14 protein-coding genes are annotated in these 14,799 nt (G+C 74.2%); 7 read left to right on the forward strand and 7 right to left on the reverse strand.

Annotated features, from left to right (window positions below; genetic code table 11):
* Positions 1-16 precede the first annotated feature (16 nt).
* From mftB to mftF, 5 genes are read left to right on the forward strand one after another with little or no spacing between them, the layout of a single operon-like run.
* Positions 17-310, forward strand: a complete 294-nt coding sequence (gene mftB, locus BS73_RS01420; RefSeq protein ID WP_235215229.1) for a mycofactocin biosynthesis chaperone MftB — start codon at positions 17-19, stop codon at positions 308-310.
* Positions 307-1,584, forward strand: coding sequence for a mycofactocin radical SAM maturase (gene mftC / locus BS73_RS01425; protein WP_235215230.1), 1,278 nt, complete (start codon positions 307-309; stop codon positions 1,582-1,584). The genes mftB and mftC overlap by 4 nt, the downstream gene beginning before the upstream one ends.
* Complete coding sequence (gene mftD, locus BS73_RS01430) at positions 1,581-2,780, forward strand: pre-mycofactocin synthase MftD (protein WP_235215231.1); 1,200 nt, start codon at positions 1,581-1,583, stop codon at positions 2,778-2,780. The genes mftC and mftD overlap by 4 nt, the downstream gene beginning before the upstream one ends.
* 50 nt (positions 2,781-2,830) lie before the next feature.
* Complete coding sequence (gene mftE / locus BS73_RS01435; RefSeq protein WP_037568629.1) at positions 2,831-3,547, forward strand: mycofactocin biosynthesis peptidyl-dipeptidase MftE; 717 nt, start codon at positions 2,831-2,833, stop codon at positions 3,545-3,547.
* Complete coding sequence (gene mftF, locus BS73_RS01440) at positions 3,544-5,034, forward strand: mycofactocin biosynthesis glycosyltransferase MftF (RefSeq protein WP_235215232.1); 1,491 nt, start codon at positions 3,544-3,546, stop codon at positions 5,032-5,034. Before mftE ends, mftF begins: the two co-directional genes overlap by 4 nt.
* 45 nt (positions 5,035-5,079) lie before the next feature.
* Here mftF and BS73_RS01445 read toward each other — a convergent pair whose 3' ends face one another.
* Positions 5,080-6,486 (reverse strand): hypothetical protein, encoded by a 1,407-nt coding sequence (locus BS73_RS01445; protein ID WP_037568631.1) that lies wholly within the window; start codon positions 6,484-6,486, stop codon positions 5,080-5,082.
* A gap of 269 nt (positions 6,487-6,755) precedes the next feature.
* On the opposite strand from BS73_RS01445, the gene BS73_RS01450 reads away from it, so the two are divergent.
* The gene (locus tag BS73_RS01450; RefSeq protein ID WP_152617472.1) at positions 6,756-7,751 is read left to right on the forward strand and encodes an alpha/beta fold hydrolase; all 996 of its coding nucleotides are present in this window, start codon (positions 6,756-6,758) and stop codon (positions 7,749-7,751) included.
* Between the two features lie 95 nt (positions 7,752-7,846).
* A complete protein-coding gene (locus BS73_RS01455; RefSeq protein WP_037568635.1) occupies positions 7,847-8,647 on the forward strand; it encodes an enoyl-CoA hydratase/isomerase family protein in 801 nt (266 codons plus the stop codon).
* A gap of 15 nt (positions 8,648-8,662) precedes the next feature.
* Here the strand turns inward: BS73_RS01455 and BS73_RS01460 are convergent, their stop codons facing one another.
* The 6 genes from BS73_RS01460 to BS73_RS01485 all read right to left on the reverse strand — a co-directional run bounded on the left by BS73_RS01460 (position 8,663) and on the right by BS73_RS01485 (position 14,116).
* The gene (locus tag BS73_RS01460) at positions 8,663-9,649 is read right to left on the reverse strand and encodes an ABC transporter substrate-binding protein (RefSeq protein WP_084703682.1); all 987 of its coding nucleotides are present in this window, start codon (positions 9,647-9,649) and stop codon (positions 8,663-8,665) included.
* Positions 9,650-9,687: 38 nt separating this feature from the next.
* Positions 9,688-10,461, reverse strand: a complete 774-nt coding sequence (locus tag BS73_RS01465; protein ID WP_235215233.1) for an amino acid ABC transporter ATP-binding protein — start codon at positions 10,459-10,461, stop codon at positions 9,688-9,690.
* On the reverse strand, positions 10,458-11,234 hold the full coding sequence (locus tag BS73_RS01470; protein WP_407674948.1) for an amino acid ABC transporter permease: 777 nt from the start codon (positions 11,232-11,234) through the stop codon (positions 10,458-10,460). Before BS73_RS01470 ends, BS73_RS01465 begins: the two co-directional genes overlap by 4 nt.
* A 224-nt stretch (positions 11,235-11,458) precedes the next feature.
* Complete coding sequence (locus BS73_RS01475; RefSeq protein ID WP_235215234.1) at positions 11,459-12,406, reverse strand: ABC transporter substrate-binding protein; 948 nt, start codon at positions 12,404-12,406, stop codon at positions 11,459-11,461.
* A gap of 5 nt (positions 12,407-12,411) precedes the next feature.
* On the reverse strand, positions 12,412-12,918 hold the full coding sequence (locus tag BS73_RS01480) for a GNAT family N-acetyltransferase (RefSeq protein WP_037568638.1): 507 nt from the start codon (positions 12,916-12,918) through the stop codon (positions 12,412-12,414).
* Positions 12,919-12,922: 4 nt separating this feature from the next.
* Positions 12,923-14,116 (reverse strand): LLM class flavin-dependent oxidoreductase, encoded by a 1,194-nt coding sequence (locus BS73_RS01485; RefSeq protein WP_051939030.1) that lies wholly within the window; start codon positions 14,114-14,116, stop codon positions 12,923-12,925.
* Positions 14,117-14,799: the final 683 nt, after the last annotated feature.

A 14,799-nucleotide genomic window follows, 5' to 3' on the forward strand; every position in this document is an offset into this window, starting at 1 on the left:
GCAGACCATGCCGGCAGTGACCGCGTTCGACCTGGACCGCGCCTGGGACCTGCACCCGCGGGTCTCGGTGCGGCCGGAGCCCTTCGGCGCACTGCTCTACCACTTCGGCACCCGGCGGCTGTCCTTCCTCAAGGACCGGACGCTGCTGTCGGTGGTGGAGGGGCTGGCCGAAGCCCCGACGGCACGGGCGGCGTGCGCCGCCGCCGGTGTCACCGAAGCCGAACTCCCGCGCTATGCACGGGCGTTGGCGACCCTGGCCGACTCCGACATGCTCAACCGGAGGGCCGTCGAAAGGACCTCGGCACCGTGACCGCAAGCACCGTGACCGCCGGCACCGGGACGGCCTCCGCCACCCGCCTGGTGGACCTCTTCGAGCGCGGACTGAACTCCCCGATCTGCCTCACCTGGGAGCTCACCTACGCCTGCAACCTCTCCTGCTCCCACTGCCTCTCCAGCTCCGGACGGCGCGATCCGCGCGAGCTGTCCACCGCCGAGGCCAAGGCCGTCATCGACGAGCTGGAGGCGATGCAGGTCTTCTATGTGAACATCGGCGGTGGCGAGCCCACCGTCCGCCCCGACTTCTGGGAGCTGCTGGACTACGCCACCGGCCACCACGTCGGGGTGAAGTTCTCCACCAACGGCGTGCGGATCACCGAGGAGGCCGCCCGCCGGCTGGCCGCCAACGACTACCTGGACGTCCAGATCTCCCTGGACGGCGCCACCCGCGAGGTCAACGACGCGGTCCGGGGGGCCGGTTCGTACGACACCGCGCTGCGCGCGCTGCGGCGGCTCTCGGACGCCGGGATGCGGAACTTCAAGATCTCCGTGGTCTGCACCCGGCACAACATCCCGCAGATGGACGAGTTCAAGGCGCTGGCCGACCGCTACGGCGCCCAGCTGCGGCTCACCCGGCTGCGCCCGTCCGGCCGCGGGGCGGACGTCTGGGACGAGCTCCACCCCACCGCCGAACAGCAGCGGCAGCTCTACGACTGGCTGCTGGCCCACGGCGAGGAGGTGCTGACCGGGGACTCGTTCTTCCACCTCTCCGGTTACGGGCAGAGCCTGCCGGGGCTGAACCTGTGCGGCGCCGGGCGGGTGGTCTGCCTGATCGACCCGGTGGGCGAGGTCTACGCCTGCCCGTTCGCGATCCACCAGGAGTTCCTGGCCGGGAACGTCCGGGACCCGGGCGGCTTCGCGCGGGTGTGGCGGGAGTCGCCGCTGTTCGAGCGGCTGCGCGCGCCGCAGACCGGCGGGGCCTGCGCCTCCTGCGGCCACTACGACAGCTGCAAGGGCGGCTGCATGGCGGCGAAGTTCTTCACCGGGCTGCCGCTGGACGGGCCCGACCCGGAGTGCGTCCAGGGCCACGGGGAGCGCGCGCTGGCCGGCCGCGCCGATGTGGTGGTCCCGCGTCCCGCGGTGGACCACTCGCACCGGGGCGGCCCGGCCGGCGGCCCGGTGCCGGTCGCGCTGACCCGACGGCCGCCGGAGCCGGAGCCGGCCCGGCCACCGGTGTCGGACTGCGACGAGAGCCCGCTGGCCGGCTTCACCCCACCGATCCCCGCATCGAACACCCCCACGAGGTGACCGTGCTGCTGCAGAAGCGCAATCCCTGGTTCGAGACGGTCGCCGAGGCCCAGCGGCGGGCCAGGCGCCGCCTCCCCGGCTCGGTCTACGGCGCCCTGGTGGCCGGGTCCGAGCGGGGCCGGACCGTCTCGGACAACCAACAGGCCTTCGCCGAACTCGGCTTCGCGCCCAGGGTGGTGGGCCACCACGCCCAGCGCGAGCTGTCCACCACGGTCCTCGGCGTGGACTGCGCGATGCCGGTGGTGATCTCGCCGACCGGCGTGCAGGCCGTCCACCCGGACGGCGAGGTGGCCGTGGCCAGGGCGGCGGCCAACCGGGGGATCCCGATGGGACTCAGCTCCTTCGCCTCCAAACCGGTGGAGGAGGTGGTGGAGGCCAACGGGAACACCTTCTTCCAGATGTACTGGAGCGGCAGCCGCGAGCAGATGGTCCAGCGGATGGCGCGGGCCCGGGAGGCCGGGGCCAAGGCGCTGATCGCCACGCTGGACTGGTCCTTCTCCAACGGCCGGGACTGGGGCAGCCCGCCCATCCCGGAGCGGCTCGACCTGCGGACCGCCGTCCGCTTCGCCCCGGACGTGCTGCCGCACCCGCGCTGGCTCTGGGCCTTCGCCAAGGACCGGCGGCTGCCCGACCTCACGGTGCCCAACCTCGCCCCGGAGCGGGGAGCCGCCGGACCGACCTTCTTCGGCGCCTACGGGGAGTGGATGCAGACCCCGCCGCCCAGCTGGGAGGACGTCAAGTGGCTGCGCGAGGAGTGGGGCGGCCCCTTCCTCCTCAAGGGCGTCACCCGGATCGACGACGCCAGGCGGGCGGTGGACGCCGGGGTGGACGCCGTCTCGGTCTCCAACCACGGCGGCAACAACCTGGACACCACCCCCGCCACCATCCGGGTGCTGCCGGGCATCGCGGAGGCCGTCGGGGACCAGATCGAGGTGCTGCTCGACGGCGGGGTCCGGCGCGGCGGCGACGTGGCCAAGGCGGTCGCGCTGGGCGCCCGGGCGGTGCTGATCGGCCGGGCGTACCTCTGGGGGCTGGCGGCCAACGGCCAGGCGGGGGTCGAGAACGTGCTGGACATCCTGCGCGGCGGGCTGGACTCCGCGGTCCTCGGCCTCGGCCACTCCTCGGTGCACGAGCTCGGCCCGGAGGACCTGTACGTCCCCGAGGGGTTCGCGCGCCGGCTGGGCGCGGACGGCTGAGCGGCCAGGCCGTGGTGACGGGACGTCAGGGTCCGCGCGCTGGAGCGGAGTTGAGTGAGAGGGCCTGGCCGGAGGTGCCCGGGGCGGGGGCCCTCGTCCTGGTTCCGGTCGGGTCCACCGAGCAGCACGGGCCGCATCTGCCCCTCCACACCGACACGGTGGTGGCGGAGGCGGTCGCGCGGCTGGCCGCCCGCCGGCTGGCCGAGCGGGAGCCTGGGGTGGAGGTGCTGGTCGCCCCCGCCGTCCCCTTCGGGGCGAGCGGGGAGCACGCCGGGTTCCCCGGCACCGTCTCCATCGGCCACGAGGCGCTCGCCGCGGTACTGGTGGAGCTGGTCCGCTCGCTGGCGCTGTGGGCCGGCGGGGTGCTCTTCGTCAACGGCCACGGCGGCAACACCGGGACCCTCGCGGCCGTGGTGCGCCGGATGCGCGGGGAGGGCCACGCCGTGGACTGGGCCGGCTGCGAACTGCCGGGCGCGGACGCGCATGCCGGCCGTACCGAGACCTCGCTGATGCTCCATCTGGCACCCGAACTGGTCCGCACCGAGGCGGCGGAGGCGGGGGACACCCGGCCGATAGGCGAACTGCTGCCGCTGCTGCGGGCCCAGGGGGTGCGCGCGGTCACCGCCAACGGGGTGCTGGGCGATCCGGCGGGGGCCGGGGCGGAGGAGGGCCGGGCGGTCCTGGCGGCGATGGCCGAGCGGGTGGCGGAGCGGGTGGCGGAACGGGTTGCGGAAGGCGCCGGGCGCCGGGCGGGGGCGCAGCGGTGAGTCCTGTCCGCCGGTCCCGCGGTCTGCCCGCCGGCCTGCCCCCGGGCTTCACCGTCGCCCTCGACCGGTCCACCCGGTTCGTCGACGGCGGCCGCGCGCTGCTCGGGGGGCGGCCCACCAGGCTGCTCCGGCTGCGGCCGCGGGCGCGGAGGCTGCTCGGGCCGGGCAGCCGGACGCTGCGGGTCGCGGACGCCGCCGGGGCCGCGCTCGCCGAGCACCTCCTCGCCTCCGGGCTGGCCAACCCGGAGGTGTGCGGGGCCGGCGCGGCCGTGGACGCGCCGGGGCCGGAGGAGTGCACCGTGGTCGTCCCGGTCCGCGACCGGTCGCGCTCCCTCGAACGGCTGCTCGGCTCGCTGCCGCCCGGGGCGCCGGCGATCGTGGTGGACGACGACTCCGAGCGTCCCGAACTCCTCGCCGCGGTGGCCGAGAAGCACGGGGCGCGGCTGCTCAGGCTGCCGGCCAACCTCGGCCCTGCGGGCGCCCGCAACGCCGGGCTGCGCGAGGTGGCCACGCCGTACGCGGCCTTCGTCGACTCGGACGTGGTGCTCGATCCCGCCGCCGTGGGCATTCTGCTGCGGCACTTCGCCGACCCGAAGGTGGTGCTCGCGGCCCCCCGGATCGTCGGGCTGGACGAACTGATGCCACATCGGAAAGCCGCTTACAGCGGCTGGTTGGTGCGGTACGAGTCGGCCCGCTCCTCGCTCGACCTGGGGCCGCGCGCGGCCGCCGTGCGGCCGGGCACCCCCGTCTCCTGGGTGCCGAGCGCCTGCCTGGTGGCGCGGGTGGAGGCGCTGCGCGGGCTCGGCGGCTTCGCGGCCGAGATGCGGGTGGGCGAGGACGTCGACCTGTGCTGGCGGGTGGACGCCGCCGGCGGCCGGATCCGCTACGAGCCGGCCGCGCGGGCCGGGCACGACCACCGGGCCGCCCTCTCCGCCTGGTTCGCCCGCAAGGCCTACTACGGGACCGGCGCCCAGCCGCTGGGCGCCCGGCACGGCGGGCATATCGCCCCGGCCGCCATGTCGCCCTGGACGGCCGGGCTGGTGCTGGCCCTCTTCGCCCAGCGGCGCTGGTCCGCCCCGGCCGCGGCCGGCCTGTGGGCGGTGGCCACCTGGCGGATCGCCCGGCGGCTGCGCCCGCTCGACCACCCCGTACGGGAGGCCGTCCGGCTCTCCACGGCCGGGACGGTGTCCGCCCTCGCCCAGGGCGGAGCCCTGCTGACCAGGCACTGGTGGCCGGCCACCGCCGTCGGCTGCGCCCTCGGTTCGCGCCGGGTGCGGCGGGCGGCGGCGCTCGCCGCGGTCGCCGACGTGGCCCTCGAGTACCGGCCGGGCCGGATGCGCGGCCTCGACCCGGTCCGCTACGCGGTGGCCCGCCGGCTGGACGACATCGCCTACGGCGGCGGGGTCTGGCTCTCCGTCCTGCGCGGGCGGGACCTCACGGCGCTGCGGCCGAGAGTGGTCGTCAACGGCGCGGAGAAACGGAGTTGACGCCGAATCAGGCAGGGCGAACGGCGGTGGCTCGGTGGTGGGGCCTCAGCGCGGCTCGGGCGGGGTGAGGGCCAGCCACCGGCCGTCCGGCGTCAGGGCATCCGCCTGCTCCGGCCCCCAGCCGCCGCGCGGGTAGGGCAGCGGCCGGTCGCCGGGGTCGAGGATGTCGCCGACGATGCGCCAGCACTCCTCCACCACGTCCATCCGGGAGAACCGGCGCGGATCCCCGCTCACCGCGTCGGCCAGGATGTGCTCGTAGGCGACCACGTCGTCCCCGCTCAGCTCGGTGAAGTCGAGGGTGGCCGCGAGCTGCCGCACGGCGGTCGGGTCGCCGCTGCGCTGGGCGAGGAGGTCGAAGGTGAGGCCGGCCTGCGGGCTGATCCGCAGCCGGATCAGGTCCGGGCAGGCCGCCTGGGCGCACTGGGTGTGGAAGTAGCCGGGGGCCGGCCGCTCCAGCTCCACGATGATCTCGGTGGCGGTCGCCGCCAGGCACTTGCCCGCCCGGATGGTGAACGGCACCCCGTTCCAGCGGTCGGTGTCCACATAGGTGCGCAGAGCCGAGTAGGTCTCGGTGCGGGAGTCCGGCTTGACCCCCTGGGTGTCCGGGTAGCCGGCGAACTGGCCTCGGACGTAGTCCTCCTGACGCACCGTGCGGACCGCGCGCAGGGCCCGGACCTTCTCGTTCAGGAGGTCCTCGGCGCTGCCGCCGCGCGGGGCCTCCATGATCAGGTAGGCGAGGGTCTGCAGCAGATGGTTCTGCACCACGTCGCGGAGGCAGCCGGTGGCGTCGTAGAAGCCGCCGCGGTCGGCGACGTCGAAGTCCTCGGCGAGGGTGATCTGCACGCTGCGGACGTACGGGCGGTGGAGGATGCCGTCCAGCAGGGTGTTGGCGCTGCGGACGGTGAGGAGGTTCTCGATGACGTCCTTGCCGAGGAAGTGGTCGACCCGGCGCAGCCGGTCCTCGGGGAAGCTCGCGAGGAGTTCGTCCTGAAGGGCACGGGCCGAGCGCAGGTCGTCGCCGAACGGCTTCTCCACCACCAGCCGGGCGTCCCGGTTCAGCCCCGCCTGGGCCAGCCGCCGGGCGGTGGTGGCGTAGCGGACCGGGGGGATGGCCAGGTAGTGGGCGAGGTAGCCGCAGCCATCGGTGGCCTCGGCGATGGAGCGGAAGCTGTCCGGGTCCTCGTAGTCGACGGTGGCCAGCCGGAGGAGGTCGACGAAGCGGGCGAAGGCCTCCTCGTCCACCGGGCCGCGGGCGGCGACCGCGTCGTGGGCGTGCTGGAGGAGCTGGTCCAGGGTCCAGCCGCCGCGGGTCACGCCCACCACTCTGGCCGTCGACTCGCCGCGCAGCACCAGCCGGTAGAGGGCGGGGAGGAGGCTCTTGCGGGCGAGGTCGCCGGTGATCCCGAAGAGCACCAGCGCGTCCGCGCGCGGCGGGGTGTCGGCCTGGGGCATCTGGCTGGGGAGTCCTCTCGCGGTGCAATGCGATTCGGTGCGATTGGGTGCGGTGGGCCTGCGCCGGGCGGGGCGGGGCGTGGCGGGGCATCAGTACACCCCGGAGGCCCGGGCGGGGCCTGGCGGCACGCGCCGCGGGAGTGGCGGGATGACCCGAACGGCTCAGGAGGGCCGGGTAGGAGGCGGATGAAACGCGGGTACCGCCCGGGCGGTCGGGGGTACCGTCTCCCCGTCGAGTCACTTCTCGGACAGGCAGTGGGGGGCGGAACATGCGTTTCAGGGGGCGTGCGGGCGTGCGCGGTCGGCTGCTGGGGGCGGCGGTGGCCACCGCGGTCTGCGCCACTGCGCTGGGCGCGGTGGGTGCGGCGGGGCCGGCGTCGGCGGCGGGCGCGGCCGGCGCGGCGGATGCAGCGGCCACGGCGGGAGGGGCGGGCGACGGCGGGATCCTCGCGGCGCCCACCCGGGTCGCGCAGACCGCGGACGGCGCGGTCGGCTATCGCGAGATCGGCAGCGGCAGCCCGATCCTGCTGATCATGGGGCACAACGGGACGATGGACGAATGGCCGCCGGACTTCGTGGACGCCCTCGCCGTCCACCACCGGGTGGTCGTCTTCGACAACGCCGGGATCGGGCAGACCAGCGCGCTGCCCGCGCCGCTCACCGTCCCCGCGATGGCGGACCAGACCGCGGCCCTGGTCGGCGCGCTGCGCCTGCACCGGCCGACCGTCCTGGGCTGGTCCCTGGGCGGGATGGTCGCCCAGGCGCTGGCGGTCCGTCATCCGGCGGACGTCGGACGGCTGGTGCTGGCCGCCACGCAGTCCGGGGACGGCCGGGCGCTGCCGATCCCGCCGGGCGCGGCGGCCGCGCTGGAGAGCGGAAACCCGGCGGAGGTGCTCTCCGTCCTCTTCCCGGCCGACCAGACCGCCGCCATGAAGGCCTTCGTGGCGGAGCTCTCCCAGTACCCGGCCCCCTACCAGGTGCCCGCGGAGGTCAGGACGGAGCAGTCCGCCGCCATCGCGGAGTGGATGGCCGGCCAGGACGCCGCCGGCCGGGAACTCGGGCGGGTCCAGGTCCCCGCGCTGGTGGCGGACGGCGCCGAGGACGCGCTGAACCCCTCGGCCAACGCCGCCGACCTCGGGCGGGACCTGCGCAGGTCGCGGGTCGAGCTCTACCCGGACGCCGGGCACGCGTTCCTCTTCCAGGACTCCCCGCGCTTCACCGCCGAGGTCGACCGCCTCGCCGACGGCCTCGCCGGCCGGCGGTAGCAGCCGGCCGCCTCTACCGCATCCAACAACGGACCTGCGAGGGGGGCGGGGCGTGCCCTCTGGTCGGTGGGGCGGGGTTGTGGTGTGCTGGGGCGGTGCTATTCGAGGACTACAAGCAGTTGGCCTTCGAGCGGCGGGGCAACGGGGTTCTGCTGATCACCCTCGATCGGCCGGAGAAGTACAACGCGGCCGACGAGGAGATGCACGGCGAGCTGGCCCGGGTCTGGCGGGACGTCCACGCCGATCCCGACACCCGGGTGGCCGTGGTGACCGGCGCGGGCAAGGCCTTCAGCGCCGGCGGCGACCTCGCCATGGTCGAGCGGATGGCCGGCGACTACGACCGGGTCCAGCACATGCTCCGCGAGATGAGCGAGCTGGTCTACCACATGGTCGACTGCGAGAAGCCGATCGTCTCCGCGATCAACGGCGTGGCGGTCGGCGCCGGCACGGTCGTCGCGCTGCTGGCGGACATCGCGATCGCCGCCCGGGACGCCCGGATCGGTGACGGCCACGTCCGGCTCGGGGTGGCCGCCGGCGACCACGCGGCGCTGGTCTGGCCGCTGCTGGCGGGGATGGCGAAGGCCCGCTACCACCTCCTCACCGGCGAGATGATCACCGGCGAGGAGGCCGAGCGGATCGGCATGGTGGCCAAGGCCCTGCCCCGGGACGAGGTGCTGCCGGAGGCGCTGCGGATCGCGGACGCGCTGGCCACCGGCGCCCAGCCGGCCATCCGCCTCACCAAGCGGGCGCTCAGCAACTGGCTGCGCCAGGCCGGCCCGGTCTTCGATCAGTCCGCGGCCTACGAGATGCTCACCTTCCTCGGCCCGGACGTGGTCGAGGGGTACACCGCGCTGCGCGAGAAGCGCCCCCCGGAGTTCCCCTCCGCACGCGGCTGAGCGGCGCCGGCCGGCTCACCTGTCATCCAGGGGCAGCCCGGGCGGGTTGATCCGCGAGGCGGTCACGGCCTCGTCGCTCAGCCCCCAGCGCTTGAGGATCTCGCCGTAGACGCCGGTCCTGATCAGCTCGTTGAGGGCGTCGCCGAGCGGCTTCACCAGGCCGTCGCCCTTCTTGGTGGTGGCCGCGATCAGCCCCTGGAGCCGGGCGCCCGCACCGGAGAGGGTGCCCACCACCTTGGTCTGCCCGGAGGTCGAGACGTGGTAGGCGGCGGTCGGATTGGGCTGCAGATAGGCGTCGATCTGGCCGGACTGCAGGGCCAGGTAGACCGCCGAATTGTCCTGGTAGTACTTGATGTCGACCGGCTTGAGCCCCGCCTTGACGTCCTCGGCGCTCCACTCCACCAGCAGCTTCTCCTGGTTGGTGCCGCTGTCGACGGCAATGGTCCTGCCCGCCACGTCCTTCGGCCCGCGCACCCGCCAGGTGGCGGTCCGCAGCGCCTCGAAGGCGATGTCGTCCTTGCGGTAGGTGGCGAAGTCGTACTTCTGCTTGCGCAGTTCGGTGTCCGTGATGTTGGAGAAGCCGACGTCGTACTTCCCGCTGTCCAGACCGACGAAGATCTGCGCCCAGGCCACCGGGTGGTAGACGGGCTTGAGGCCGAGGACGCCGGCCACCGCGTAGGCGATGTCCGGCTCGACGCCGATCACGGTCCTGTCGTCGGTGGCGTAGAAGTCCAGCGGGGCCGCGCTGCCGGAGGAGTCGACGATGTCGAGGGTTCCCTTGGCACGGATGGCGGCCGGTACCTCGGAGGCTATCGAGGCCACTTCGGGCGACGTGTATCTGTGCTGGTCCGGGCTGGTGTTGAAGCGGACCGTGTCGGCGGCCGGGGCGGCCTGGCCGGCGTTCTTCGCGGCCGAGGCGCAGCCGGCCAGGGGGAGGGCCACCGCCGCTGCGGCGGCGAGGGCGAGAAGAGGGCGGTGGGCGCGGGCGGTGGGGCGTGGCATCGGGGTGCCGCCTTTCGGGGGTTGGGGGTCGGCGGAGGTCAGAGGACCTTGGAGAGGAAGGCGCGGGTGCGTGGGTGGGCGGGACGGTCCAGGACGTCCGCGGGGCTGCCCTGTTCGACGATGCGTCCCTCGTCCATGAAGACGACGGTGTCCGCCACCTCGCGGGCGAAGCCGATCTCGTGGGTGACGACGATCATCGTGCGGCCGGACCTGGCCAGGTCCTTGAGCACCGCCAGCACCTCGCCCACCAACTCGGGGTCGAGCGCCGAGGTCGGCTCGTCGAAGAGGAGCACCTCCGGCTCCAGGGCGAGGGCCCGGGCGATCGCGATCCGCTGCTGCTGCCCGCCGGAAAGCTGCCGAGGGTACGCGTCCGCCTTCTCCCGCAGCCCGACCCGGTCGAGCAGCCGAAGCGCCGGCTCGCGCGCCGCCTCCCGGCTGCGGCCGAGGGCGTGGACCGGGGCCTCGGTGATGTTCTCCAGGACCGTGAGGTGCGGGAAGAGGTTGAAGTTCTGGAAGACGAAGCCGATGTGGGTGCGCTGCCTGAGCACCTCGCGCTCGCGCAGCTCGTGCAGCCGGTCGCCGCGGCGGCGGTAGCCGATCAGCTCGCCGCCGATGGTCACGGTGCCCCGGTCCAGCTTCTCCAGGTGGTTGATGCAGCGGAGCAGTGTGGACTTGCCGGAGCCGGACGGGCCGAGGACCACGGTCACCTCTCCGGCGCGGACGTCCAGGTCGACGCCCTTGAGCACCTCGTTCCGGCCGAAGCTCTTGTGGAGTCCGCGGACCTCCACTGCGGCGGTCGTGGCGGTGGTCAACGTTGCTCACCCTTTCGGAAGTGACGCTCTACGTAGTGCTGGAGGACCGACAGCAGGGTGGTCAGCAGCACGTACCAGGCGGTGGCGACGAGGAGCATCGGGACCACGCGGGAGGTGCGGCCGTAGATGACCTGGACGGTGTAGAAGAGCTCCATGATCGCCATCACGGAGACGATCGAGGTGTTCTTGAAGAGGCCGATCAGCTGGTTGGCCGCGTTGGGTGCGATCGTCCGCATGGCCTGCGGCAGCAGGATCCGCCGGATCTGACGCCCCCTCGGTATGCCGAGCGAGGCCGCCGCCTCCAACTGCCCGCGGTCCACCGCCTCCACCCCCGCCCGGAAGATCTCCGAGGCGAAGGCGGCCTCGTGGACGGAGAGGGCGATCACCGCGGCGCTCATCGAGCTCAGCAGGTCCCTGGTCGGGAAGGAGAAGAACGCGGGGCCGAACGGGACGCCGATGCTCAGCCGCTGGTAGAGGTAGGAGATGTTGAACCAGAACAGCACCTGCACCAGCAGCGGCACCGAGCGGACCACCCAGACGTAGCCGTACGCCACCGCCCGCAGCGGCGGGCTGCCGGAGAGCCGCATCCCGGCGAGCAGCAGTCCGCCGGCGCCGCCGGCGACGGCGGCGAGGAGGGTGAGCTGGACCGTCACCCACAGGCCGTGCAGCACACTCGGATCGAAGACGTACTGGCCGAAGGTGGCCCAGTCCAGCCCGGGGTTGGTGGCCAGTGCGTGCGCCAACTGCGCGACCAGCACGAGTGCGACGGCCACAGCCACCCATCGTCCACGATGCCGGACGGGCACGGCCTTCGGCCCGGCGGCGTCGCCGGTTATCGGGGCGGCCGGCGGTGCCGGGGGCTGCGGCGCCGCGGCCCGGGGTGGAGGCGTCGGTGGGGTGGTGGCCCGAGGTGCGGGCGTGGGGAGGCCCGGTTGTCCGGGGGGCGCGTGGCCGCGTCTCGCGGCGTCGTCGGCGGCGATGCTCATCGGCGGGGTCCTCAGTCGGTGAGTTCGGGTGGGCTGATCCGGGAGCGGGTGATCGCGGAGGCGGTGGTGCCCCACTTCCGGAGGATTCTCTGGTAGGTGCCGTCCTTGATCAGTTCGTTGACGGCCGCCTGGAAGGCGCGGGTCAGCGGGGAGCCCTTGGCGAAGGCGAAGCCGACGTCCAGCCGGTGGAACCCGTTGAGGAACCGCACCGCTCCGCCGGTCGCCTGCTGCTGGTAACGCAGTCCGTTGATGGTGCTGAAGAGGACGTCGAACCGGCCCTGCTGGAGGCCGAGGAGCACGGCGGCCGTGTCGGAGTAGACCTTCACCTGGAACGGTTTCCGGCCCGCCTTCGCGCAGACGTCCGCGTTCTGCTCCAGGGTGGCCTGGAACGTGGTGCCCTGGCCGGTGCCCACGGTCAGGCCGCAGAGGTCGGTCAGCTTGGTGATCTTCTTGATCGGGCTGCCGCCGGCCACCGCGAAGCCCTGGCCGTCGTCGATGTAGGTGACGAAGTCGACGGTCTTCTCGCGGGTCTCGGTGACCCCGAAGTTGCCCGTGCCCACCTGCCACTTGCCGCTCTGGAGGCCGGGCAGCACGGTGTCGAAGGCGCCTTCCTGCCGCTGCACCCGCAGCCCGAGCACGGCGGCGACGGCGTTGCCGAAGTCGATGTCCTGGCCTGCCACCGTCCCGCTGTCGCCGTTCGGGTAGTAGGCGGAAGGCGGTGCGCCGACCGAGGAGACCAGGTCGAGGACGCCGGAGGAGCGCACCGAGGCGGGCAGCAGGGCCGCCACCGAGGGCACTTCGTGGACGCTCGCGATCGGGTTCGCGGCGGCGGGCGGGCCGCCACCGGCCCGCGGGCCGGAGCCGCAGCCGGTCAGTGCCAGGGCGAGCAGCGGCAGTGCCGCGCCGAGTGCGGCGGTACGGCGGCCGGCTCTGCGGAGCGGGCCGGGGAGGATGTGCACGGTGATCAGCCTTTGCGGACGGTGGTGGTGAGGGACTTGCCGAAGGGCAGCGGGCCGATGGTCTCCGGGTCGGCCGCCAGGTCGAAGAGCGCGGTGTAGCCGGCGGCCAGGTAGAGCGCCCGGGCCTCCGGCTGGCGCGGACCGGTGGTGAGGTGGATCCGGGTGTAGCCGCGCCGCGCGGCGGACGCCTCCAGCTCGCCGACGATCCTGCGGGCCAGGCCGCGGCGGCGGTGGGCGGAGTGCGTCCAGATCCGCTTGAGCTCGGCGGTGTGGGCGTCATAGCGGCGGTAGGCGCCGCCGGCCACCGGCTCGCCGTGCTCCAGAAGCAGCAGGAGAGCGCCGTGCGGGGGCGCGAACTCCTCGGCGGGGTAGCGGTCCAGCTCGTTCACGCCGGCTCGGCGGAGCTCCGGGTAGCGGGTGCGGTACTCGGTCGCGAGCTCGTCGAGCAGCGGGCGTACCAGCGGGTCGGAGAGGTGGATCTCGCGGAGTTCGAGGCCGGGGGCGGTGGTCATCGGCTCAGACCGCCTCGGCGGGGGCGGCCGGCCGCCCTTCCGCCCCCGTCCGTGCGAGAGCGCGCCGGCGCGCCTCGGCGGTGGCCGCCTCGCGGGCCTCCGGAGTCGGATGGCGGTCGTCGCGCTCCGCCACCCCGGCGCGGACCAGCGGAATGACGTGCCGGCCGAAGTCGACGGCGTCGCCGAGGAGGTCGTAGCCGCGGGCGGAGAGGATGTCCACGCCGAGGTCGTAGTAGTCGAGGAGGGCCTCGGCGACGGTCTCGGGGGTGCCGACCAGGGCGGTGGAGTTGCCCGCCCCACCGGTGGCGGCGGCGGTCGGCGTCCACAGCGCGCGGTCGTAGCGCTCGCCCGCCTCGGCGACCGCGATCAGCCGCTGGGAGCCGGCGTTCTGCGGGGCGCCGGTGGTGCGCCGCCGGGTCCACGCCCCCGCCGCCACCCGGGCGCGGATGGCCTCCACCGTGCGGTGGGCCTTCTCCCAGGCGAGGTCCTCCCTGGGGGCGATGATCGGGCGGAAGGCCACCTGGATCCGGGGGTGGTCGCGGCGCCCGGCGGCGCGGGCCGCCGCCCGTACCGACTCGATCTGGGCCGCGGTCTGCGCCAGCGGCTCGCCCCACAGCGCGTAGATGTCGGCCACCGCGCCGCCGGCGGCGTAGGCGGCGGGGGAGGAGCCGCCGAAGGAGACGTTCGGACGCGGCCGCTGGACCGGGCGGACGTCGGAGACGAAGTCCTCGAAGCGGTAGTGGGCGCCCTGGTGGTCGAAGGGGCGCTCCTCGGTCCAGGCCCGCTTGACGATCTCGATGTACTCCCGGGTGCGCGCGTAGCGCTCGTCCTTGGGCAGCCGGTCGCCCTCGCGGGCCTGCTCGCGGTCGTCGCCGCCGGTGATGAAGTGGACGGCGAGGCGGCCGTCGCTGATCTGGTCCAGGGTGGCGAACTCCTTGGCCGCGAAGGTCGGGTAGGAGACGTTCGGCCGGTGGGCGAGGAGGAGCCCCAGCGTGGAGGTGTGGGCGGCGACGTACGCGGCGGCGGTGCCGGGCTCGGGCGAGCCGGAGCCGTAGGCGAAGAGGATCCGGTCCCAGCCGAAGTCCTCGTGGGCCCGGGCGAGGCGGAGGGTGTACTCCTTGTCGAACGCCGGGCCGGTTCGGGGGGTGGTCTCTGAGCCGTTGTGGGTGGCGGCGATGCCGAGGAACTCGACGGGCATGATGGCTGACGCCCTCTCTTGGGTGAGTGCGGCCGGGGCGCACGCGGGCAGGCCGGACCGCCCGGCGGCGGATCGGCGGTGCGGAATGCGCTGCGGGACGCGGGACGCGGGACGCGGGGTGCGGGCTGCGGAACGCAGGGTGCGGGAAGCGGGCCCGGCGGACCGACGGCGTAGCGGTCAGGCGCCGACGCCGACGCCGGTCAGGCGGATGGCACGGATGCGGGGAACGGCAGCGAGCGACCCAGGGCGTCCGGCCCGCGACGGGCCGCGGACGGAGAGTGGGGCCGAGGGAGGGAGGGGCCGGACAGAGCGGCCCGCCACCGAGTCAGCTGGGGTCAGCGGCAACACGCCGCGGACCACACCCGACCGAAGTCGATGTGGCCCCGGATCACCAGAGGCTGCTCGGTATTCACGAGCACAGTTGAGCAGCGGGCACGCCGGTTCGTCAACTGTGTCCAACTGCTGGGACGTTGCCCGGGACGCCTGCTTGACGCGGGGCACCTGCGGGAACGTACGATCGGACGACCGCCGTGTTGAGGGACGTGGCGGACGGATGGATGGCACGACCGGCCCCCCGTGGGCCCGCGACCGGCTCGCCGCCGGAATTCTTTCCCGCCTTCGCGCGCTGTGCGGTCGACCGACGCGATCGACGAGACCGACCCCGTGCCGCGCCTCCCGTCCTG

The organism is Phaeacidiphilus oryzae TH49 (assembly GCF_000744815.1).
Classification (GTDB): domain Bacteria; phylum Actinomycetota; class Actinomycetes; order Streptomycetales; family Streptomycetaceae; genus Phaeacidiphilus; species Phaeacidiphilus oryzae.

Bases quoted from the DNA above. Each gene is read 5' to 3' on its own strand.
- BS73_RS01460 (WP_084703682.1), bottom strand. From the start codon at position 9,649: ATGCCACGCCCCACCGCCCGCGCCCACCGCCCTCTTCTCGCCCTCGCC.
- BS73_RS01445 (WP_037568631.1), bottom strand. From the start codon at position 6,486: ATGCCCCAGGCCGACACCCCGCCGCGCGCGGACGCGCTGGTGCTCTTC.
- BS73_RS01485 (WP_051939030.1), bottom strand. From the start codon at position 14,116: ATGCCCGTCGAGTTCCTCGGCATCGCCGCCACCCACAACGGCTCAGAG.
- BS73_RS01480 (WP_037568638.1), bottom strand. From the start codon at position 12,918: ATGACCACCGCCCCCGGCCTCGAACTCCGCGAGATCCACCTCTCCGAC.
- BS73_RS01450 (WP_152617472.1), top strand. From the start codon at position 6,756: ATGCGTTTCAGGGGGCGTGCGGGCGTGCGCGGTCGGCTGCTGGGGGCG.